Origin of the sequence: Brevibacillus ruminantium, assembly GCF_023746555.1 — a bacterium.
Lineage (GTDB): Bacteria > Bacillota > Bacilli > Brevibacillales > Brevibacillaceae > Brevibacillus > Brevibacillus ruminantium.
Map to the genome: position 1 here is coordinate 2,986,416 of NZ_CP098755.1, position 20,337 is coordinate 3,006,752.

20 protein-coding genes are annotated in these 20,337 nt (G+C 50.9%); 9 read left to right on the forward strand and 11 right to left on the reverse strand.

All coding sequences use genetic code 11. The features are described from left to right. Positions 1 to 48 precede the first annotated feature (48 nt). Together cysT and NDK47_RS14720 are read right to left on the reverse strand one after the other, a co-directional pair. Positions 49 to 885 carry a sulfate ABC transporter permease subunit CysT gene (gene cysT, locus NDK47_RS14715; RefSeq protein ID WP_251870512.1) on the reverse strand — a complete coding sequence of 279 codons (837 nt, stop codon included), beginning with the start codon at positions 883 to 885 and terminating at the stop codon, positions 49 to 51. Positions 886 to 923: 38 nt separating this feature from the next. Then, the gene (locus NDK47_RS14720) at positions 924 to 1,985 is read right to left on the reverse strand and encodes a sulfate ABC transporter substrate-binding protein (RefSeq protein WP_251870513.1); all 1,062 of its coding nucleotides are present in this window, start codon (positions 1,983 to 1,985) and stop codon (positions 924 to 926) included. A gap of 258 nt (positions 1,986 to 2,243) precedes the next feature. Here NDK47_RS14720 and NDK47_RS14725 point away from each other — a divergent pair, with 258 nt between their 5' ends. Then, positions 2,244 to 2,546 (forward strand): DUF3846 domain-containing protein, encoded by a 303-nt coding sequence (locus NDK47_RS14725; RefSeq protein WP_251870514.1) that lies wholly within the window; start codon positions 2,244 to 2,246, stop codon positions 2,544 to 2,546. Between the two features lie 100 nt (positions 2,547 to 2,646). On the opposite strand, the gene dut is transcribed toward NDK47_RS14725, so the two are convergent. The 3 genes from dut to NDK47_RS14740 all read right to left on the reverse strand — a co-directional run bounded on the left by dut (position 2,647) and on the right by NDK47_RS14740 (position 6,577). Beyond that, the gene (dut, locus tag NDK47_RS14730) at positions 2,647 to 3,183 is read right to left on the reverse strand and encodes a dUTP diphosphatase (protein ID WP_251870515.1); all 537 of its coding nucleotides are present in this window, start codon (positions 3,181 to 3,183) and stop codon (positions 2,647 to 2,649) included. Between the two features lie 43 nt (positions 3,184 to 3,226). Continuing rightward, positions 3,227 to 4,258, reverse strand: a complete 1,032-nt coding sequence (locus NDK47_RS14735; protein WP_251870516.1) for a ribonucleotide-diphosphate reductase subunit beta — start codon at positions 4,256 to 4,258, stop codon at positions 3,227 to 3,229. 69 nt (positions 4,259 to 4,327) lie between these two features. Continuing rightward, complete coding sequence (locus NDK47_RS14740; RefSeq protein WP_251870517.1) at positions 4,328 to 6,577, reverse strand: ribonucleoside-diphosphate reductase subunit alpha; 2,250 nt, start codon at positions 6,575 to 6,577, stop codon at positions 4,328 to 4,330. Between the two features lie 312 nt (positions 6,578 to 6,889). Between NDK47_RS14740 and NDK47_RS14745 the strand changes: the two genes are divergently transcribed. From NDK47_RS14745 to NDK47_RS14760, 4 genes are read left to right on the forward strand one after another with little or no spacing between them, the layout of a single operon-like run. Beyond that, a complete protein-coding gene (locus tag NDK47_RS14745; protein WP_251870518.1) occupies positions 6,890 to 7,639 on the forward strand; it encodes a hypothetical protein in 750 nt (249 codons plus the stop codon). Next, entirely contained in the window at positions 7,632 to 8,705 is a 1,074-nt protein-coding gene (locus NDK47_RS14750) for a DUF3419 family protein (protein WP_251870519.1), read from the forward strand. Before NDK47_RS14745 ends, NDK47_RS14750 begins: the two co-directional genes overlap by 8 nt. Next, positions 8,702 to 9,706 carry a hypothetical protein gene (locus NDK47_RS14755; RefSeq protein WP_251870520.1) on the forward strand — a complete coding sequence of 335 codons (1,005 nt, stop codon included), beginning with the start codon at positions 8,702 to 8,704 and terminating at the stop codon, positions 9,704 to 9,706. The genes NDK47_RS14750 and NDK47_RS14755 overlap by 4 nt, the downstream gene beginning before the upstream one ends. Before the next feature lie 9 nt (positions 9,707 to 9,715). After that, the gene (locus NDK47_RS14760) at positions 9,716 to 10,402 is read left to right on the forward strand and encodes an iron-containing redox enzyme family protein (protein WP_251870521.1); all 687 of its coding nucleotides are present in this window, start codon (positions 9,716 to 9,718) and stop codon (positions 10,400 to 10,402) included. 119 nt (positions 10,403 to 10,521) lie between these two features. Here the strand turns inward: NDK47_RS14760 and NDK47_RS14765 are convergent, their stop codons facing one another. Beyond that, a complete protein-coding gene (locus NDK47_RS14765; protein WP_251870522.1) occupies positions 10,522 to 11,136 on the reverse strand; it encodes a hypothetical protein in 615 nt (204 codons plus the stop codon). Positions 11,137 to 11,355: 219 nt separating this feature from the next. Between NDK47_RS14765 and trhO the strand changes: the two genes are divergently transcribed. Both trhO and NDK47_RS14775 read left to right on the forward strand, forming a co-directional pair. Next, entirely contained in the window at positions 11,356 to 12,297 is a 942-nt protein-coding gene (trhO, locus tag NDK47_RS14770) for an oxygen-dependent tRNA uridine(34) hydroxylase TrhO (protein ID WP_251870523.1), read from the forward strand. 236 nt (positions 12,298 to 12,533) lie between these two features. After that, on the forward strand, positions 12,534 to 13,979 hold the full coding sequence (locus NDK47_RS14775; protein WP_251870524.1) for an amidase family protein: 1,446 nt from the start codon (positions 12,534 to 12,536) through the stop codon (positions 13,977 to 13,979). A 109-nt stretch (positions 13,980 to 14,088) separates the two neighbouring features. Here the strand turns inward: NDK47_RS14775 and NDK47_RS14780 are convergent, their stop codons facing one another. The 5 genes from NDK47_RS14780 to NDK47_RS14800 all read right to left on the reverse strand — a co-directional run bounded on the left by NDK47_RS14780 (position 14,089) and on the right by NDK47_RS14800 (position 18,125). Continuing rightward, positions 14,089 to 14,538 carry a hypothetical protein gene (locus NDK47_RS14780; RefSeq protein ID WP_251870525.1) on the reverse strand — a complete coding sequence of 150 codons (450 nt, stop codon included), beginning with the start codon at positions 14,536 to 14,538 and terminating at the stop codon, positions 14,089 to 14,091. Between the two features lie 173 nt (positions 14,539 to 14,711). After that, positions 14,712 to 15,821, reverse strand: coding sequence for a YheC/YheD family endospore coat-associated protein (locus tag NDK47_RS14785; protein ID WP_251870526.1), 1,110 nt, complete (start codon positions 15,819 to 15,821; stop codon positions 14,712 to 14,714). A gap of 37 nt (positions 15,822 to 15,858) precedes the next feature. After that, positions 15,859 to 16,788: an RluA family pseudouridine synthase gene (locus tag NDK47_RS14790; RefSeq protein WP_251870527.1), complete on the reverse strand. Its 930-nt coding sequence runs from the start codon at positions 16,786 to 16,788 to the stop codon at positions 15,859 to 15,861. A gap of 44 nt (positions 16,789 to 16,832) precedes the next feature. Beyond that, positions 16,833 to 17,180 carry a thioredoxin family protein gene (locus NDK47_RS14795; RefSeq protein ID WP_251870528.1) on the reverse strand — a complete coding sequence of 116 codons (348 nt, stop codon included), beginning with the start codon at positions 17,178 to 17,180 and terminating at the stop codon, positions 16,833 to 16,835. Between the two features lie 57 nt (positions 17,181 to 17,237). Beyond that, positions 17,238 to 18,125, reverse strand: coding sequence for a LysR family transcriptional regulator (locus tag NDK47_RS14800; RefSeq protein WP_251870529.1), 888 nt, complete (start codon positions 18,123 to 18,125; stop codon positions 17,238 to 17,240). A gap of 113 nt (positions 18,126 to 18,238) precedes the next feature. On the opposite strand from NDK47_RS14800, the gene leuC reads away from it, so the two are divergent. Further along, positions 18,239 to 19,669 (forward strand): 3-isopropylmalate dehydratase large subunit, encoded by a 1,431-nt coding sequence (gene leuC / locus NDK47_RS14805; RefSeq protein WP_251870530.1) that lies wholly within the window; start codon positions 18,239 to 18,241, stop codon positions 19,667 to 19,669. Continuing rightward, positions 19,666 to 20,256 (forward strand): 3-isopropylmalate dehydratase small subunit, encoded by a 591-nt coding sequence (gene leuD, locus NDK47_RS14810; RefSeq protein WP_251870531.1) that lies wholly within the window; start codon positions 19,666 to 19,668, stop codon positions 20,254 to 20,256. The genes leuC and leuD overlap by 4 nt, the downstream gene beginning before the upstream one ends. Positions 20,257 to 20,337: the final 81 nt, after the last annotated feature.

Consider the following 20,337-nt stretch of genomic DNA (forward strand, 5'->3'; position numbering starts at 1 on the left):
AGCGAATGTAAGCTGGTTCGCTTTTGTCTGTCACCCTTTCTCCCCTCCCTAGCGCGCAGCATCAAATTTATTCGTCTTCCACTGCAGGAAATTGATCAGAAGCAGCATGAGAAAGGATGCGATTAGCATGACCGAAGCGATCGCAGTAGCCCCCAAATAATCAAACTGCTCGAGCTTCGTCATGATCAACAATGGTACAATTTCGGTTTGCAGCGGCATATTGCCGGAAATAAAGACCACCGAACCATATTCCCCAAGTGCCCGTGCAAAGGCCAGCGCAAAACCTGTCATGATGGCAGGCAGCAAATACGGGACAATGACGCGCAAAAACGTCTGCAGGCGGGTTGCGCCAAGTGTTCGAGCAGCCTCTTCAATCTGCCGATCCCAATCTTGCAGCACAGGCTGTACCGTTCGCACGACAAAGGGCAGGCCGATAAAGGTCAACGCGATGAATATGCCGATCGGGGTGTACGCGATTTTGATGCCCCAGCTAGCGAATATCTGGCCAATCCAGCCGTTCTCCGAATAGATAGAAGCAAGCGCGATACCGGCAACGGCTGTAGGCAAAGCAAAAGGCAGGTCGACAATGCCGTCAATGATCCGTTTTCCGGGGAACTGATACCGCTCCAAAACCCAAGCAACTAAAACACCAAAAACGGCATTTACACATGCTGCACAGAAGGCAGTTAAAAAGCTGACTCGAAAGGAAACCAATACACGCTGGTCCGTGACTGTCATCCAAAGCTGCTCCCAGCTCATATTGGATGTCTTCAGAAAGAGGATCGACAACGGAATTAAGACAAGCAGACTGAGGTAGATCAGGGCGTACCCCATGGTGAGTCCAAAGCCTGGCAAGATCCCTCTCGAACTGATTCGTTTTCGCATGGTTGGCACCCCCAAAGATTTTCAATCTTGCGTCTGTTTTACTTCTTTGCGGGCTGATAGATCTGATCAAATATACCCCCATCAGAAAAATGCACTTGTTGTGCCTTGTCCCAGCCGCCAAAGACCTCTTGAATTGTAAAGAGTTCAATTTTGGGGAAGGGCGACGCAAGAGCAGCTCTGACTTCTTCAGACCGCGGGCGGTAGTAATGAGCGGCAGCAATCTCTTGAGCTTCCTTCGTGTAGAGGAACTTCAGGTACTCCGTTGCGATTTCTCTTGTCTGATGCTTGTCGACGTTTTTGTCTACAATCGTTACTGGCGGCTCCGCGAGAATGCTTATCGAGGGATTGACCAGATCAAACTTCTCCTTGCCCAGTTCATTGATCGCCAGATATGCCTCGTTTTCCCACGCAATCAATACATCGCCGATCCCTCTTTCCACAAATGTGGTGGTCGCGCCGCGCGCTCCCGAATCCAGAACGGGAACGTTTTTAAACAAGCGATTCACGTAATCCTGTGCTTTGGTTTCATCGCCGTTGTTGGCTTTCAAGGCGTAACCCCAGGCCGCCAGGTAATTCCACCTGGCCCCTCCTGATGTTTTCGGATTGGGGGTAATGACGGCTACGTCTTCCCGGATAAGGTCATCCCAATCCTGAATGTGTTTGGGGTTGCCTTTTCTGACCAGGAAAACGATGGTGGATGTATACGGTGCGCTGTTGTCAGGCAATCGACTCTGCCACTCTTTGGGCAGATATCCTCGTTCAGCGATTGCATCGATATCGTAAGCCAGCGCAAGTGTAACCACATCGGCTTCCAATCCGTCAATCACGGAACGGGACTGTTTTCCCGATCCCCCATGCGATTGTTTAATCGTGACGATTTGCCCCGTTTGTTGCTTCCAGTACGCTGCAAATCGCTGGTTGATCTCGTGGTACAATTCCCGGGTAGGATCGTAGGAGACATTGAGCAGTTCCACTGTAGCCTTGGGTTCGCCTGATTGGGGATTCCCTGAGCTTGCCGAGCATCCAATCAAGCTAAGGGACAGGATGACAGACAGCAGATGGAAAAACACTGGCCAACGAAACGGATGACGTCGATTCATCTGGATATTCCCTCTCCAATTCAAAGTATTTTAATCGGATTTTTCAAGTCATGTATACCGTCTGTTTTGTCACTTACGCCAGACGATTTCCCTCCCATCACTCAGATCATTTTCTGGAAAAACCCGCCCATTTACCGTATGTCTTTTATCTGGGTGCTGTTCATTGATTCGCGGAAAAAATTTAACTTTTCGTGCGCTATCGCTTCTCGGTGTTATTTGGTTTATGATGAGGATGACAGAAAGAAGGAGTGATCGTTTGTGATTACCGTGATGGTCAAGCGTCCTCATGAAGAGGCTTTTGCTTTACAGGTCAACAATATTGATGATGTGAAGGAGCTGGTCGGGGGAGATTATGAGCTTTTAACAGATGACCGCCTCGATGGTATTTCTTTGCTGGTCAACGAAGAGCTCAGGGGAATCGAAGCCAATAATTTTCCGATCACAACAGACGGATATCGGGACTGGGTTTACGGACCTTGTGTCTTTGTCCTTGCGAATGGAACCTCCCTAACGGAAGCGGATATGGAAAAAGTAAACCAGTACCTGGCGTCGCAGCTATAAATTCTTTATACATAGCGTTAAGTAAAAGCGAAAAGTAAAAAACGCGGAGCATGAATCCGCGTTTTTTCTGTGGTTTACGCTATTTTCCTTTGTCGAAACCTTATTGCACACCGCTGCTGCCAAATCCACCTGTGCCTCTTTCGGTTTCATCCAGCTCGTCCACTTCCTCAAAAACAGCAATGGGGACGACAGCCAGAACCCCCTGTGCGATCCGGTCCCCTTTTCGCACCAGGTAAGCATGACGGTCTACTTCACACCCTGCCTCTACTTCCTTGTCGTTAACATCCAGACAGCGCTGTCCATCCTCACCTGCCACCTGGCGGATATTGTCCATCAGAATGCAAATTTCTCCGCGGTAGCCGGCGTCCACGGTTCCGGGAGCGTTGCTGATCCGCAGCTTTGATTTGGCACTGATGCCTGAGCGAGGGCGCACCTGCAGCTCATATCCTTCCGGCAGGGCAAAGGCGAGTCCGGTCGGAATTTTCGCCGTCTCTCCGGGGCGGATAATCACATCCTCTACTGCAACCAGGTCGAAGCCGGCATCAAAAGCGCGCGCGTATTTGGGAATGACGGCGTCTGCATGAAGCCGTTTGATTTTTACGGGAGCCTCCAGCCGCTTGTTGATGGTTATTGTCATGGTTTGTCTCTCCTTCTTCATCAAGCTGGGCATGTGCTTGTTCTTACAAATCGCCCAGATTCAACCCGCTCGATTTGGTGTAGTTGGTCACTTTTTGCTCAAAAAAGTCTGTCTTGGTCTGATTCAGATTGGCAAAGCTGTCTACCCACTTCATCGGATGCTCCGTATGGTCGGGATACAGGATTTCCAGATCAAGTGCCTTCAGGCGCTGGTTCGCCAGATATTTGATATAGCGCTCCAGGATATCGTTGTTAATGCCGAGAATTTCGTTGTTCGTGACATATTGTCCCCAGCGAATTTCATGAGTAGCAGCCGTATGGAACATGCCTCTCAGCTCTTCCAGCAGCTCGGGCGTAAAGATCTCCGGGTTTTCCGCCCGCAGCTCGCGGAACATGTTTTGGAACAAGACCACATGGGTCAGCTCGTCCCTTTGAATATATTTGATCATGGTAGCGGTTCCGGTCATCTTTCCTTGGCGAGCCAGCGTGTAAAAGAAAGAGAATCCCGAGTAAAAATAGAGAGATTCCAACAAGTAGTTGGCAATGACCGTTTTGAGAAAATTGATATCGTTCGGATTGTCGACGAACTGTTGATAGAGGTCGGCAATAAATTTGTTCCGCTCCATCAAATGCTCATCGTTGCGCCATTCGTCGTAGATACTATCGCGCGTTTGCGGCGAGCAGACGGAATCCAGCACATAGCTGTAAGACTGGGCGTGAATCTCCTCCTGAAAGGTTTGGATATTCAAAAGGGAGCAAACCTCCGGCGCAGTTACATAATCCGAGATATTGGGCAGATTGACAGACTGCAGTGAGTCGAGAAAGTTGAGAAACGAGATCGTTTTATCAAAGGCTCTCCGCTCAGCCGGTGAAAGCGAGTCAAACTGCTTGGCATCATTAGCAAGCGGCACTTCCTCGGGAATCCAGAAATTGTTGAGCATCGTCCGATAGAGTTTGGCCGCCCACGGATACTTGATCCGGTTCCACTCCCGCAGATTGGTTGTATTTCCGCCGATCATCCGCTGTGTCCCGCGCTGTCCGTCTTCATTGAATAAACGCTTTTTTTCCAATTGCACTGCCGATCACACTCCTTGAGCAAGTAACGTCCCCGGCCTGACAGACCGGGGAAGCATTTTGTTGAATCTTTAAGCTGAGCAGCTTACGCAGTCTTCTACCTCTACAGACTGGTTTCGCACGTAATAGATCGTCTTTAACCCGTTTTCCCAGGCCTGGATGTACAGATTGAGAAAATCCGGAGCCGAGATATGTGGGGTGATGTACAGGTTGAAGGATTGCGCCTGGTCAATATGCCGCTGTCTGGCACCCGCTGCCCGGATCGACCAGTTTTGATCGATGCGATGCGCTTCCTTGTAGAAAAAGAACGTCTTTTCATTCAGATTGGGAGCTGTTTGCGGGATATTGCCGCTGCGTTTTTCCTCCACAAAATACTTGGCGTAGACAGGGTCCGTGGAGGCCGTAGAACCGGCGATCAGACTTGTTGTCCCCGTTGGTGCCACGGCGAATGTCCAGGCATTGCGCATCCCATGACGCGCAACTTCCTCTTTCAGCGCAGCCCAGCGGTCGCTGGTGTAATGACGTCTGTCAAAATACTCGCCAGTCTCCCACTCACTGCCGGGAAACATGCGGTACGTTCCTTTTTCGCGTGCCAGCTCCATCGATGCCTTGATCGCGTGGTAGGAAATCTCCTCGTACAGCTTATCCGCCTCTTCTACGTGCTCCTCGCTCTCCCATTTGATCCCATTTTGCGCGAGGTATTGGTGGTATCCGCTTGTCCCCAAGCCAACTGCACGATATTTTTGATTCGTCGCTTCAGCCTGCTTTACCGGATAATAATTCAGATCGATCACATTGTCCAGCATCCGCATCTGGATCGGGACGATACGGGCGATATCCTCATACGAGCGGACCCTTCCCAGGTTAAGCGAGGACAGGTTGCACACCACAAAATCACCGGGACGGTAGCGGTATACGACCTCTCCATCCTCCAGCTCCTCACTGATGAAGACAGTCGGGCTCATGTTTTGCATGATTTCCGTGCACAGGTTGGACGAGTAAATCATTCCTTCGTGCTTGTTGGGATTGGCCCGATTCACCGTATCGCGGAAAAAGAGAAAGGGAGTACCGGTCTCAAAAGCACTGGCCATGATCCGCTTCATAATCTCGATGGCAGGGATTTCTGTCTTGATTGACAGTTTTTCTTCCTGTACACAAAGCTCATAGCGGCGTTCAAACTCTTCACCGTAGGAATCTTCCAGTGAGAAGCCCATGACCTCACGCACTTCATGCGGATCAAACAAATACCAGTTGCCGCGTTCCTTTACACGCTGCATAAACAGGTCGGGAATGCAAACGCCCGGGAAAATATCATGAGCCTTCATCCGATCATCGCCGTTGTTAGTTTTCAACAGGAGAAAATCAAGGATATCGGCATGCCATACATCCAGATAGATGGCAAAAGCCCCTGCCCGCGTACCAAGCTGATCGACGCTGATGGCGATCTGGTTATACAGCCTTGTCCAGGGAACAATTCCTCCAGAGGCACCCTTATGGCCGCGGATAGATGAGCCGCGACTGCGCACTTTGCCCAGGTAAATCCCTACACCGCCGCCGAACTTGGAGACCATTGAAGTCGCCGCTGCGGTATTCATAATGCCCGTCAAAGAGTCGTCCACGGTGTCGATGAAGCAAGAGGAAAGCTGATGATGTGGTGTGCCCGCGTTTGCCAGTGTCGGAGTGGCAACGGTCAACTCAAGCTTGGAGAGCACGTCATAAAAATCCTTGGCGTGCTTCAGCTTGTCCTGTTCTTTCATGGCCAAATGCATGGCAATGACCATAAAACGCTCCTGCGGAAGCTCCATGACACCTTTGTCAAAGTTTTTGATCATGTAGCGGTCTGCAAGCAAGCGCAGTCCTGCGTAATTGAACAGCTCATCGCGCTCCGGTTTGATATAGGCTTGTAATTCGGCCAAGTCGGCATCGCTATAAACCTCTGTCAGATAAGTACCGTACAGCCCTTTTTCCGTCAATGTATGTACGAGCGCGGTAAAATCGCCATAGCCAAAGTGTCCGCGATAACCACGGTTGATAGCGGCATCCTTGTACAAATCGTATGCCAGCAGCCTTGCCGCAACAAACTGCCATTCCGGCGTTTCCACACTGGTTTTTTCCACAGCGGTCTGCATGACGATACGCTGAATTTCCTTGGTGGTCATGCCATCGCGAAACTGGATGCAGGCATCCATCTCCAGCTCCAGGGGATCGCATGCCGGATAATCCTTGCACGCATAGCCGATGACTTTTTTCAGCTTGTCAATGCGCAGCTCTTCCGGCTCCCCGTTTCGTTTCCAAATTTGAATCGTACTAACAGCGTTCATACTGCAACTCCTTCGTCTCCCCGCATATCATCTCTAGCAGTCTGGGTATAATGACGGGATCTATATTTGGTAGATTTTAAGTCGAAAACTTTATTTCAGTGTACTAGACACCACTACATCTAGCAAGAGATTAAATTTTTCGACAATCACACTACTATATATTGATTCCGAATCCAACTGCGTGTAATTACCACAAGTCCAGGAAAAAGAAAACGGGTCAAGAGACTTATTTCTTTCAAACTTGTGTTTGGATATGGGAGATAATACAATAACAAGGTAGTTTTCCAACTTGCTGGAAAGGACCTCATCGCTATGCACCATACGACGATTCGAGCCGTCTCCCTACTGACAAAGGAAGAGGTTCAGGCCTGCGAACAGGTGGCCAGACAATCTTTGCCCCATGCTGAATTACAGGATCTCTGTGCGTATCTTGGCGAAAAATTCAAAGCTTATCCGGAAATGTTGATGGCTTTTGACGAGACAGGCCTTGCTGCATTTCAACTCATTCATTCTTTTTCGCAAAATGATGAAGATTACATATATTTGGGACCGCTATTCTCGGTGAGAAAAGCCTATCTGCCGATGTTTCTGCAGTATTTTGACATGCTTTTGAGTCAGTATCCCAAGCAGGCCTTTCATCTCATGGCGGAGCTGCAGAACCCCTCATTGTTGTTGATCTTTAAAACCCTATTTCGCCGGACTTCTTATCCCGCACTTCAGGAGAAAAGCATTCCCTCGTGCACCCAGCAGGTGGCCAGCATTTTCGCGAGTCACTTGGGACATATTGAACATTTTCAGCCTCATACCCTGTCCAGCTACAGCCGTCATACGCTGTACAAACAAGGAAGCGGTCCGCAGACGGTTCTCTGTTGGCTTCGCTCCAGGGGAATCTACCTGGAGAACGGGGCAAGTCAAATTCTGTTGCTCTCCTGTCCGCCCACAATCGAGCAGAGGAGACGAATACGTCACGACCTCTATCGAGGCCTGTTTATGCTGAAGCACTGGTCCAGATTTCGCCGTTATATGCTGCAAAAGTTTAAGGAGGGAATTCCGGGTGCCTGAAATCTATTTTTCCCAAATACGAGAGGACAGCCGTGTAGAACGAACATTGCTTAGACAGTTTCGCCCACGCCGGATTGTTACCATTGGGTCGGGAGGATGCACCTCTCTGTCCTTGTTGCAGGATGATGTGGAGTTGGTTTATGCGATCGACCAGAATCCCGCTCAGGCTGCTCTGATCGAGTGTAAAAAAGCGGCGATGGCTCACTTGAGCCGTGATGAGTTTCTCGCCTTTATCGGAGAAAGCGAGGGAGCTGACCGACTCGTAACGTATCAAAGACTCGCGCCACTGCTTCCAACCTATGCCCGAGCCTATTGGGATGCCCATCCGGAGCTTCTCGCTGCCGGTGTAAATCAATGCGGTGTCACCGAGCGCTTTTACCGATTTATCGGCAGCAACCTTCGGAAGAATGTGATCGCCGACGAGTTATGGAATGAACTTTTGTCATGCACCTCCATTGCGCAGCAGGTATCTTTTTCACAGAACTACTTGCAAAGCGATGCTTGGCGAACAGCAGTAAAAATCCTGCTGAGCAAGACCACTCATCTGCAGTTTTTCCCGGCTTTCATGTTCGCACAAGCACGTGAAAATGATTTTGGAACCTTCTTCGAATCCATGTTTCAGAGAGAATTGCATACACGCCTGCTTGCGCAAAACTACTTTTTTACCCAGTTTTTGTTCTCATCCTATCTTCTGGATCAACCCGAGGGAACTCCTCACTATCTAAGTGAAGCCGGTTATGAGGAAGCAAGACGAAATCTGGACAAATTGCACATCATCCCCTCCACTCTGCAGGAGGCGCTGCCACGTCTGGACCAGATCGATGCTTTTTTCCTCTCCAATGTTTTTGATTGGGCAACACACCAGCAGCAGGAAGAGATCGGACATGCCCTTCTCCATGCCAAAGCAGCCTCAGCCGTTCTTTTGTACCGGAACATGCTGGCTTCTCCACCGCTCTCGAAAGAATGGTCCGCCTCTTTTTCTGTAGACGAGCAGCTCTCTGCCGAGATGACAGCGCTGGAGAGCTCCATGATGTATCGCCAGATTACGGTCGGGGTGTTGTCGTGAATTACGAGGTAAAGCTGTTGGGAGAAGAAGACAACGACGCCCTGCTTGAGCTGGCAGCGACCTCCGATACGGGGAATGACCTGTTCCGGGTAGATCGTTCACCAGATTTTTTCGCGTTGGGAAAAAGCTGGGGGGAGTCCACCTATTACGGATTATGGCGTAAAAAGCGTTTGATCGGTTGTCTGGGGACGACCCAAATGTTTCGCTTTATCCATGGTGAGAAAGTTCCGTCCATTTACCTACATGATTTTCGCCTTCATCCTCAATTCACACACACGCGGGCCTATTATCGGCTGGTGAGTGAGGTGGTTGACCAGCTCAAACAGAAGCAGGAATGGGTGTATGGCATCGTCTGGGACAGCAACCAGCATCAATCCTCCCTCGTGCGCGGAGAAAGATTGTTTCCCGAGGCAGTTTCCGCCGGGCAAACGGTTCATCTGGGCATGCCGCTTTTCATGCCTCTGTCAGGAGATTGGAAGAGCGTGGAGGAAATTTTACCGGAAGACGCTTGGCTGTATTATCAAAATTGGGCTGTGCACCGTGATTTTGCCTACGCTGATCGGGATCGTTATCTGGATCAGAGTGGCCCGTTTCTCGGGTTTAGGCGAGGGGGCCAAATCGAAGCTGTCACGAAAGTGGTCGACCAAACCGCGGTTCGCAAACTGATCGTCTCCCGTTCGCTCCCCTTTCCGCTGCGAGTGCTGCATGCACCGTTTCGACTGCGCCAGGCTGCCCGTTTACCCGAGACTGGCGAAGAATTTCATCACGTGTACCTCGCTCATTATGCCAGTGTGAACCAAAAGGATCGACGTCCCGCCTTTTTCGCCTACCTGTCACGTCGTTACCATCAGCAGTACTCCTATGGTTTTGCGGGCTTGTCTCAGCAGGAGGCTGCACCGTATCGCCATCCCTTGGCGATCAAGCTGGGGTCATCCACGTATGTCTACGGATCGGTGCCGCGCGGCCTCACGCTTTTGGCACATGAACTTACTTTAATGTAGGAGGAAAACATGACCGAATCCTATCGCCAAATCAAGCAGCTCGTCCACGAGCTTTTCACTCAGACAAAAGTTGAAAATCACCCGCTTTTTCAAGCGCTGCGCCAGAATCAGCTGACAGCAGCACAGGCCAAAGAAGCAGCGCTGCAAACCTATCACGTCGTCGAACATTTTCCGCGCTTCCTGTCAGCGATTGTTACCAATATCCCCGATTATCGACTCCGCATGCCGCTGGTTGAAAATCTGTTTGAAGAGCATGGCAGAATGGACGTGGCGCATGTTCATTTAGAAACCTATAAACTGTTTCTGCACGGGATCGGTGTCACTAAAGATGAGCTTCAGCAAAGCTCCCCCTGTATCGGAGTTATCGCCTATAACCGCGCTTTGATCGACCTGTGCCTGCATCATCCCTATCCGGAAGGCCTTGGCGCACTGGGCGTCATCGAAGAAATTGTGGCCCGTGTCTCCCCACTGGTGGGTGCTTATGCCACAGCGGAATACGGCGGCAAACCAGACCTCGCCCATTTTACCGATCATGAAGTGCTGGATGTCACGCATGCCAATGAAATTTATGAGGTCGCCTCCCGCGTCTACGAGGGCAAAAACAAGCTGCTTGTCGAGCGCGGGCTGCAGCTGGGGATGTACTATCACACGCGTCTTTATACGGACATCTTGCATCATTTGGATACGTTGGCATAAACGGAGCAAAACCGGAGCCAATAACAGGATGATCGATTTACAAAGGGAATCAGCAAGAAAGGTGGCCGTTATCAGCCACCTTTTTCTTCTGCTCCACTAATATCCCGAACCTCAGCCTGTCAATTTTCTTTTTTTCCGTACCGACTCTCCCACTGCTCTCTCCATGCTTGAAAAGCAAGACCGGTCACTTCCTCCAGTGTTTTTCCCTCCAGACTGTATGGGCCGCCATACAATAGTTCTTCGGAATGAGGCATCGACGTGCCGCCTATGACCTCTTCGCCGTTTAGCATCACAACGATATCGGTCTTCTCATATTCATCCGTCTTAGATTCCAGATCGAGCGGATGATTGCTGACGATAAATTTGTAGAAAAGAATCTCTTTCCCCAGGTAGATATCGGGCTTTACCTGCTGCAAGGCCCAAGTCACGCTTTGGTGTGACGCCAACTCTTCCCCAGTCAGCGTATAGGAGTGAACTAAGCCCTCAGATTTTTCGATCACATACCCTTTCTCCGTTAGATACTGAGCGGCGATCTGGATGAGCGGGTCCGTCGATGCTTCCTGCTTTGACTTGGCCCATGATAATGTGACATTGCCCAGCACCATCACGAGAATGATCGCCAATGCCCACAGAATGGGCTTTCCTGACCGGCGTTGTCTTTGACCATCGCTTTGCTCAGCATGTCTTCGTGCCGCACTTTGCTCGGTTTTTCTTCTTGAGTCGTTTCCTCTCATTCCCTCTACCCCTTTTCATTACTCCCTCTACTATAAATACCAAATCCAAACCTTCTGTTCCTTATTTTGCTATATTATACCGTCGTCCTGCCCCGGAATAAAGATTGTCAAAAAAATATCATTTCCATCCAGCCTTTTTTTCAGCAAAATCTTTTTACCTGTGCTATAATCACGGATGCACCGCTAAAATCAAATAGGCTGGAAAGGGTGAATTGTACCTTGCAAGTACAAAAACCGTATCGCATTCTGCTTTACTACAAGTATGTCCATCTCGACAACTACGAGGAGTATGCGGCTGAGCATCTCCAATTCTGCAAGGAACTCGGGCTGAAAGGACGCATTATCGTCGCCCCCGAGGGATTGAACGGAACTGTCTCCGGAACCGTGGAACAGACCGACGCTTACATGGAGTTCGTCCGAAAAGACCCGCGCTTCGCGGATATCTGGTTTAAAATAGATGAGTCTGACGAACATGCGTTTAAGAAAATGTTCGTCCGCGCGAAAAAAGAATTGGTGACTTGGCGCCTGGAGGATGATTTCCATCCGACCGAGCTGACCGGAAAATACCTGAACCCCAAAGAGTTTTACAATATGCTGCAACAACATGATGTCATTGTCATCGACGGCCGGAACGACTACGAATACGATCTGGGTCACTTCCGGGGAGCGATTCGCCCAGGGGTTGAGTCTTCCCGCGAATTCCCCGAGTGGATTCGGGAAAATCTGAGTCAATTCAAGGACAAAAAGGTACTCACCTACTGTACGGGCGGGATTCGCTGCGAAAAACTGTCCGGGATTCTATTGAAAGAAGGCTTTGAAGATGTGTATCAATTGCACGGCGGTATCGTGACGTACGGGAAAGACCCTGAAGTACAGGGCCGCCTGTGGGATGGCAAATGCTACGTGTTTGACGAACGGATTTCCGTCAAGATCAACCACACGGACGAAGATGTTGTCGTGAGCACATGCTACTATTGCGGAAAGCCGGAGGATCGCTATCTGAACTGCGCGAACCCCTTCTGCAACAAGCAGCATTTCTGCTGCACGGAGTGTGAGAAGAAGTACAAACGCTCCTGCTCCGATGAATGCCGCGAGCATCCGCGTAACCGCTATGTAGAAGAAGAAAACGCCGACCTGCAACCAGCAGGCGCAAAGGAATAAAGCCCGCGTAATTCTTGCGTATACGTAGGAAGAGACTGATCGACATGCTGCGATCAGTCTCTTTTTTCTGCCCTGACAAAGAGTGCTTCCCAGGAGAAAGGGTTTCTACCTCTGTCTCTCGAAAACCTATTGCAGGAGAAAAAGGCCTATCTGCCCGAGAGTCAGCAGTCGCGTTGGACTTGCACTCATCCTTCACGTCAATTTATGTACTCATCATCATAAAAGGAGGAACCAAAATGAACCCGTTATGGGAAACCAGCATACGCGACTTGCAAAAAGCGCTGCGATCCGGCGAACTGACAAGCCGGGAGCTTGTCCTTGGTTACCTGCAGCGTATTCAAGAGCATGAAAAGCAAGGCGCTTCTCTCCACGCGATTTCTGAGCTGAACCCGCAAGCCCTGCAATTGGCAGACGCGCTGGATCGGGAAAGGCGTATCCGCGGAGAACGCGGCCCGCTGCACGGCATCCCGATTCTCATCAAAGACAATATCGCTACTGCCGATCAGATGCACACAACCGCAGGTTCTCTCGCCCTCGCAGACTCCTACGCGGCTCGTGACGCATATTTGGTTGAAAAACTGCGGCAGGCGGGAGCCATTCTTCTGGGCAAGACCAACATGACGGAATGGGCAAACTTTATGTCGCATGACATGCCAAACGGCTACAGCTCCCGTGGTGGTCAAGTGCGCAATCCATATGCTCCCGGACTTTTTGATTGCGGAGGCTCCAGTTCTGGCTCCGGCGCCGCAGTGGCTGCGGGTTTTACAGCGGCCGCTGTAGGAACGGAAACCTCCGGCTCTATTCTAAATCCCGCAGCCAACCATTCTTTAGTTGGGATCAAGCCGACGGTCGGGCTGATCAGCCGGAGCGGAATCATTCCGATCGCGGTCAGTCAGGACACGCCTGGCCCTATGGCCCGTACGGTAGAAGACGCTGCGATTCTGCTGGGGACGATGACGGGCGTGGACGAGCACGATCCGGCGACCCGTGCCAGCCAAGGACTCTCTCATTATGACTATACACCTTTTCTGAATAAAAACGGACTTCGCGGAGCTCGCATCGGGGTAGTCCGATCCTTTGCCGGAAACGATATGAGTGAGGATCAACAGCTTCTCTATCAAGCTGCTCTCACAATCCTGGAGGCCCAGGGAGCGATGCTGGTACACGACATTTCTTTTCCGTTTGATGACAGTATCGACGATCCCACGGTCCTGTTCCACGAGTTCAAATCAGGTGTAAATGCTTATCTGTCCAGCCTGCCAGCATCTTTCCCGCTGCGGACGCTCAAGGACGTGATCGCCTGGAACAAAGAGCATGCAGAGGAAGCACTTCGCTACGGCCAGGACATCCTGGAGCGCTCTGAGGGGTTGAGCGGTTCGTTGACCGAACCTGATTATCTCGCGAGTCGACTGCGGGATCTAACTCTCTCGCGAACAGAGGGATTGGATGCACTCTTTCATGACCATCAGCTAGACTGCGTGCTCTTTCCTCACGATTTCGGAGAAGTCGTAGGGGCCAAGGCTGGCTATCCCTCGATTACGGTTCCAGCCGGCTATGAGCCCTCTGGCAAGCCGTTCGGGATCATGTTTACCGGAAGGGCATTCAGCGAGCCTCAGCTCATCCGGATTGGATACGCTTATGAACAAGCCAGCTTGCTCCGAAGACCACCGCTTCTGGTTTGATCAACCGAGAAGAAAAAGAAACAGGGCAAGAAGGATGAGCATCAGTACAGCTCGTCCCTTCTTGCCCTCCTGTCTTGTTGTGCTGGCCTGATATGGTTTACAAACGTGTTTACATTGCGTTTGAATCCGATTCTGCCTTGTTTAGCTTATCCTGAAACAGCTGCCCCAGGATACTCACATCCACATCCCAATTGTTCTCTCCATAGTGAATGGATGCCTTGCTGTCCCCTTTTTTTCCGGTTATGCGAAGACTCTTGCTCTTCATCTCATAGCTGCCATCGTCATGAAACGTAATGGTTGCATCTTTCAGCTCTTTTTCCACCAAGGGAACCACCGTGCTCTCCAGGGCATCCTGCGTGGTCTGAACAGCGGAGCGCCCCATGTCGATCACCTGTTCCGGTGAAAATTGAAAAACAAGCACCAGGACGATCGCGATGACGACAAACACGGAAACAATCCGAAACAAACTCTTCACAATTAACTGTAGAATAATGATCAGCACAATTGCTCCGATGACAATCGGCCAGTAATCTGTTGCCAGATGGATCAGTTGCTCCACGTCCATCAACTCCTTCATTTCCATTCTGTCCAAAAGGGTGCATGTCCTAACCCTGTTTGATCATACATACCGTCCACTTCACTAATGAAATACGGATGAACCTGATCATATGTTACAAAAAGTCTTACAGATAGCTAATTAATTTTCTTTACAGAAAAACAAAAACGGCGCCATCACCGCGCCGCCTTGTCTGTTGTTCCTGCCGTTTTTGGGGCAAAAGGGAATCCTGCCAGAAACATGGCGTACTGAATGGGGCGTTGTATCGCTTCCTTATACTGCCGGCTCTGCCCCATTTCGCGGAAAATTTCCCTGCCCGGCTTCGGATTGACCTCGATCAGCCAGGCATTTCCCTCGACATCGATCCCGATATCCAGCCCCATCTCCATCATGCGACCAAAATGATTTTCAATGGTTTCCACCGTTTGAAAGGCAAGACGCTCACAATCTGCGAGAATCGCCGCGGTTCGTTGTTCACCAAAATGACGGGTCAAAAAGGTCCGGGCGAGGACTGCTTTGCCACCGCCGTGGAGATTGGAGGTCGCACTCTTGGCTCCGCCGACACGCATCCCAGCTCCGGTTATCCTCCATTGCCCTTCTCCGTCTTTTTGAATCAACAGGCGCATGTCCACGGCCCGATCCGGCACCAAGTCCAAATGAAGGCCTTGCTGGACAATATATCTGTCGCGTGTTGCCCATTTCTTCACTTTGTTTTGAACAGATGCAAGCTGTCCGAGCTGTGTGGACACACGTGATCGTTGTGCATCCCTGCCGAGAAGCTGATAGCCATTCATCTTCTTTTCTACGGAGAGGATATTCCGTCCCCCTGTACCATTAACCGGTTTCACATAAATCATGGCGTGGCGCCGCAGCATGCGTTCCAAATTGACCTGATTGTAAAGCACGGTTTCCGGCAGCCAGGGGTGCATCTTGGTATCTTTCCACAGCACCTCGTGCACTTTCCATTTATTCGCCAGACGATTATTGGCGTAGAGAAAATCGCTGGCTTTGCGAAAAGCCACGTACTGCTTAAATGCCGGACCCGGAGAATACCGATAGCGGTCAATCACTGCATCGGGACGCGGAAACATGCGCGGTTGCCACCCCTTTTTCGTCGGAAGAAAGCCGCGCACCTGCTTGCCGTTTGCCAATACATCCGCTGGTGAGAACAAAAATACGGTACAGCCGAGTTCATCCCCGGCCTGGATCATTTTGCGGAAATAGACAGGCTCGGCAAATTTTCTGCCCTCCCGCCAGGTCAGTATGCCGATGATGGGTCGTTTCATCCTACCACCCTCTCTGCTTGCTTCCCTGGCAGTTTATTCAGCTTCTCTTCGATTGGCGATTCATAAGTACGGTTTCCAGTTTTCGCAGATCTGGAGGCAGCGGTGCGAAAACCTCCCGCGGCTCTTCGTCAAACGGATGAACAAACCGAAGCGCAAATGCGTGCAGCGCTTGCCTGTTCAAAAGTTCAGCCTTGCCCCCATAGAGGACGTCGCCAATCAGGGGATAGCCTAGATAACTAAGGTGTACCCGGATTTGGTGCGTTCTCCCTGTTTCAAGCTCACACTCCAGCTTGGTCGCGTGGTGAAAATGCTGTGTCACATGAAAATGGGTGACAGCGTGATCGCCACCTGGGGTCACACGTCTGCGATTTGGATGTGAACGATCCTTGCCGATCGGCTCGGCAATTTTTCCGCTGCTTTGTGTGAGCTTGCCATGCACGTACGCGACATAGCATCGCTTGATCTTCCGCTCACGCAAAAACTCGTCCAGCCGTGCAGAGGCCAACGGGTGTTTGGCATACATGACCGCACCCGAGGTTTCTTGATCCAGCCGGTGAACATGGCGTACACGCGCCTGCAGACCGGTTTGCTGAAAATACCCTGCAACGAGGTGATCGAGTGTCCCTTGATGATGCTTTTCCGTCGGATGCAGCAGTACTCCGGCCGGCTTGTTCACAACGAGGAGATGGTCGTCTTCGTACAAAACTTCGAGACCGCCAAAGGCAGGCTCGACACCAAGGGGCTCAGGCGGACAGAGTCTTGCCCTGAGTTCTTGCCCTTCCCTTACCTTCACATGCTGTGCGATCGGGCTTTCGTCCAGCAGCAATCCTTTTTCCTGGAACAGCAGATGAACCTGTTTTTTGGGCCATTTCCACACTTCTCTGAGAAGATGGCCGATCGGCACGTCATGAACCTCATCCGGAATCGTTCCGATCAGCCACTCTCCCTGTTTCGTCATTGGTATCATGAAAGATGATCTCCTACATGCATGCATTCATGTTCTCGATGAGCTTACGCTTGCTCCAAGCTTTCACTGATCTGGATTGTACGGTCGAGAAAATGTTCAATCTCATCCCGGCTTTTGCCGAGCTTGCTGACAAAGCGGATCAGTTCTTTCCCTTTAGCAAAAGCAATAAAGCTGGGAATCCCAAACACATCAAGCTGCTGGGAAAGCTCCGGCAACGTATCGCGGTTAATCGCGATCATATCAATCTTTTCTTTGTACGACTCTTCGACTGCCGGCATGAACGGGTCGATGCGATGGCAGTCCGGGCACCAATCTGTAAAAAATTTCACCACAACGGGTTTATCTTGCCCAATCATCTCGTTGAATTCTGCTTCAGTCTTGATTTCTCTCATGACCAGTACGCCTCCTGTTTTTTCGATGTAATCAGTGTAGCACAGCCAAAGATTTGGTTAGAAATGATTTTTTTGCGCCACCAGGCATTGGACAAAAGCCTCCGCCGGCTTCGACAGGGGACGATCCTTTCGATAGGCTACGACCAGCGTCCGAAACGGTCTGTTTGACAAACGGACATAGACAGGCGGCTCGGTGGTCCCTGGTGCGAGTGATATCATCCGCGGGGCAAAGGAACATCCCATCCCTGCCGCTACAAGGGACTGGATGGTCTGGATATTGCTGCTCTCAAACACAATCCGCGGGCGAAAACCTGCTTCCTCACAAAGCCGAAGCGAAATCGTGCGAAATCCTTGGCCCTCTTTTAACAGAATAAATGGCTGTCCTGCCAGCTCCTCCAAACTGACTTCCTCTTTTTCAGCCAGCGGATGCTGCGGCGGCACTGCCAAATAGATCTCCTCATGGATGGCCGGTATGGTTTCCAACGTATGATCTGTGATCGGCATCGTCAACAGGCTGATGTCAATTTTTCCGCGCACCAGCATATGCTCAAGGTGGCTGGAGGTCTCTTCGACCAGCTGCAGCTCAACACCCGGAAATTGTCGGGTAAAGTCAGGAATCACGCGCGGAAGCACATACGCTCCCGTAATGGGTAGGCTCCCTACCAGAAGCTTGCCGCTTTCGCCTACTGCATACGACCGCATTTCCCTCTCCAAGCCTTCGGCCATGTCGACCAGTGTCTGGGCTACCTGGACAAAGCGCTGTCCGGCATCAGTCAGTTCGACATGCTGGGGAAGGCGATGAAACAGGTTCACACCCAATATTTTTTCCAGTTTGGCTATCTGCTGACTCAGCGATGGCTGAGCCAGATGCAAACGTCCTGCAGCACGGGAAAAGCTCCGTTCTTCTGCGACTGCGAGCACGTATCTAATCTGACGTAATTCCATGAAGACCTCCCAATAGGCAAAAACTATCCCTTTGATAATAATTATATCTTTGAACTATTTTCATTGCCATGATACAACCTTGATAAGAGTTTTGTACGAAGGAGGATTACCCTATGAAACCTCGCACTATGTTTGAAAAAATTTGGGATGCCCACGTCATTCACGAGGAGGCAGGTAAACCAAGTCTTCTCTACATTGATTTGCACCTCGTTCACGAAGTAACATCGCCACAGGCATTTGAAGGTCTTCGTCTCGCCGGACGCAGGGTTCGCCGCCCTGATCTGACTTTTGCTACGATGGATCACAATGTTCCGACTGCGGACCGCTTTAACGTAAAAGACCCGATCTCCCGTCAGCAGATGGAAACACTGACCACCAACTGTGAGGAGTTCGGCATTACACTCGCCGACCTGAACAGCCCGGATCAGGGAATCGTGCACGTCATCGGACCGGAACTGGGTCTGACCCATCCAGGCAAAACGATCGTATGCGGAGACAGCCACACGTCTACACACGGTGCATTCGGGGCCCTGGCCTTCGGTATCGGAACCAGCGAGGTTGAACATGTGCTGGCTACGCAATGTCTGCAACAATCCAAACCGAAAACGCTGGAAGTACGCGTCGTCGGCGATCTTCCTTTCGGCGTAGGCGCCAAAGACCTGATCCTGGCCATCATCGCCAAATACGGAACCGATTTTGCGACGGGCTACGTAATTGAATACACCGGTGATGCAATCCGCAAGCTGACGATGGAAGAACGTATGACCGTATGTAACATGTCGATCGAAGCGGGTGCACGCGCTGGTTTGATCGCACCGGATGAGACCACCTTCGCCTACCTCCAAGGCAAACGCTTTGTACCGCAGGGTGAAGATTTCCTCGCCGCCGTCGAGCAATGGAAGCAACTTTGCACAGACCCTGGCGCTGCGTATGATCACTGTGTAGAAATTCAAGCCAGCGAGATCGCACCGCAAGTAACCTGGGGCACAAGCCCTGGTATGGGTACCGACATTACAAGCACGGTTCCACACCCGGATTCCTTTGAAACGACCGCTCAGCGCAAAGCTGCTCAAGATGCTCTGGCCTACATGGGTCTCACTCCGGGTACACCGATGAGCGACATCAAAATTGACCGCGTCTTTATCGGCTCTTGTACAAACGGAAGAATCGAAGACCTGCGCAGTGCCGCAGAGGTAGCAAAAGGCCGTAAAGTTGCTGCCCACGTGCACGCTATGGTCGTTCCTGGTTCTCAAACAGTGAAACAGCGTGCTGAAGAAGAAGGCCTCCATCTGATTTTCCAGGAAGCCGGCTTCGAATGGCGTGAATCTGGCTGCTCCATGTGCCTTGCCATGAACCCGGATATCTTGCAAGAAGGCGAACGCTGCGCCTCTACCTCCAACCGCAACTTTGAGGGACGTCAGGGACGCGGTGGACGCACGCATCTCGTCAGCCCTGAGATGGCCGCTGCCGCAGCGATTGCCGGCCATTTTGTAGATGTACGCGAATGGAAGCATGAAGGCGTGAACAAGGAGGTATTTCAATGAACCCGTTTGTCATTCACACTGGACTCGTAGCACCCTTGGACCGCGTTAATGTGGACACAGACGCGATCATCCCGAAACAGTTTTTGAAGCGTATCGAGCGCACTGGCTTTGGTCAATTTCTTTTTTACGAGTGGCGCTTTACGGCTGACGGTCAAAAGATTGACTCCTTTATCCTCAATCAACCGAAATATGCCGGCTCCACTGTGCTTCTGGCTCGCAACAACTTTGGCTGCGGCTCCTCGCGGGAACATGCCCCTTGGGCTTTGCTCGATTATGGCTTCCGCGTGGTGATCGCTCCATCGTTTGCCGATATTTTTTACAACAACTGCTTTAAAAATGGAATTCTCCCTATCAAATTGAGTGAAGAGCAAGTACAAGAGCTCTTTTCCCGGGCAGAGGGCCAAGAGAACTATGAACTGACGATTGACTTGCAGCAGCAAGTAGTCACAGACAAGAACGGCCTCTCCTATCCTTTTGAGGTGGACTCCTACCGCCGCTATTGCCTGCTGAACGGGCTGGACGACATCGGCATTACGTTGCAATACGAAGACAAGATTGCCGCTTACGAAGCAAAACAACGCGCGTAAACTGCGATAAAAAACAGTGCGAAGGCATGGGATTTCCGTGCCTTCGCTTTTTTCGGTTTATCTCATGCCATCATCATAGAA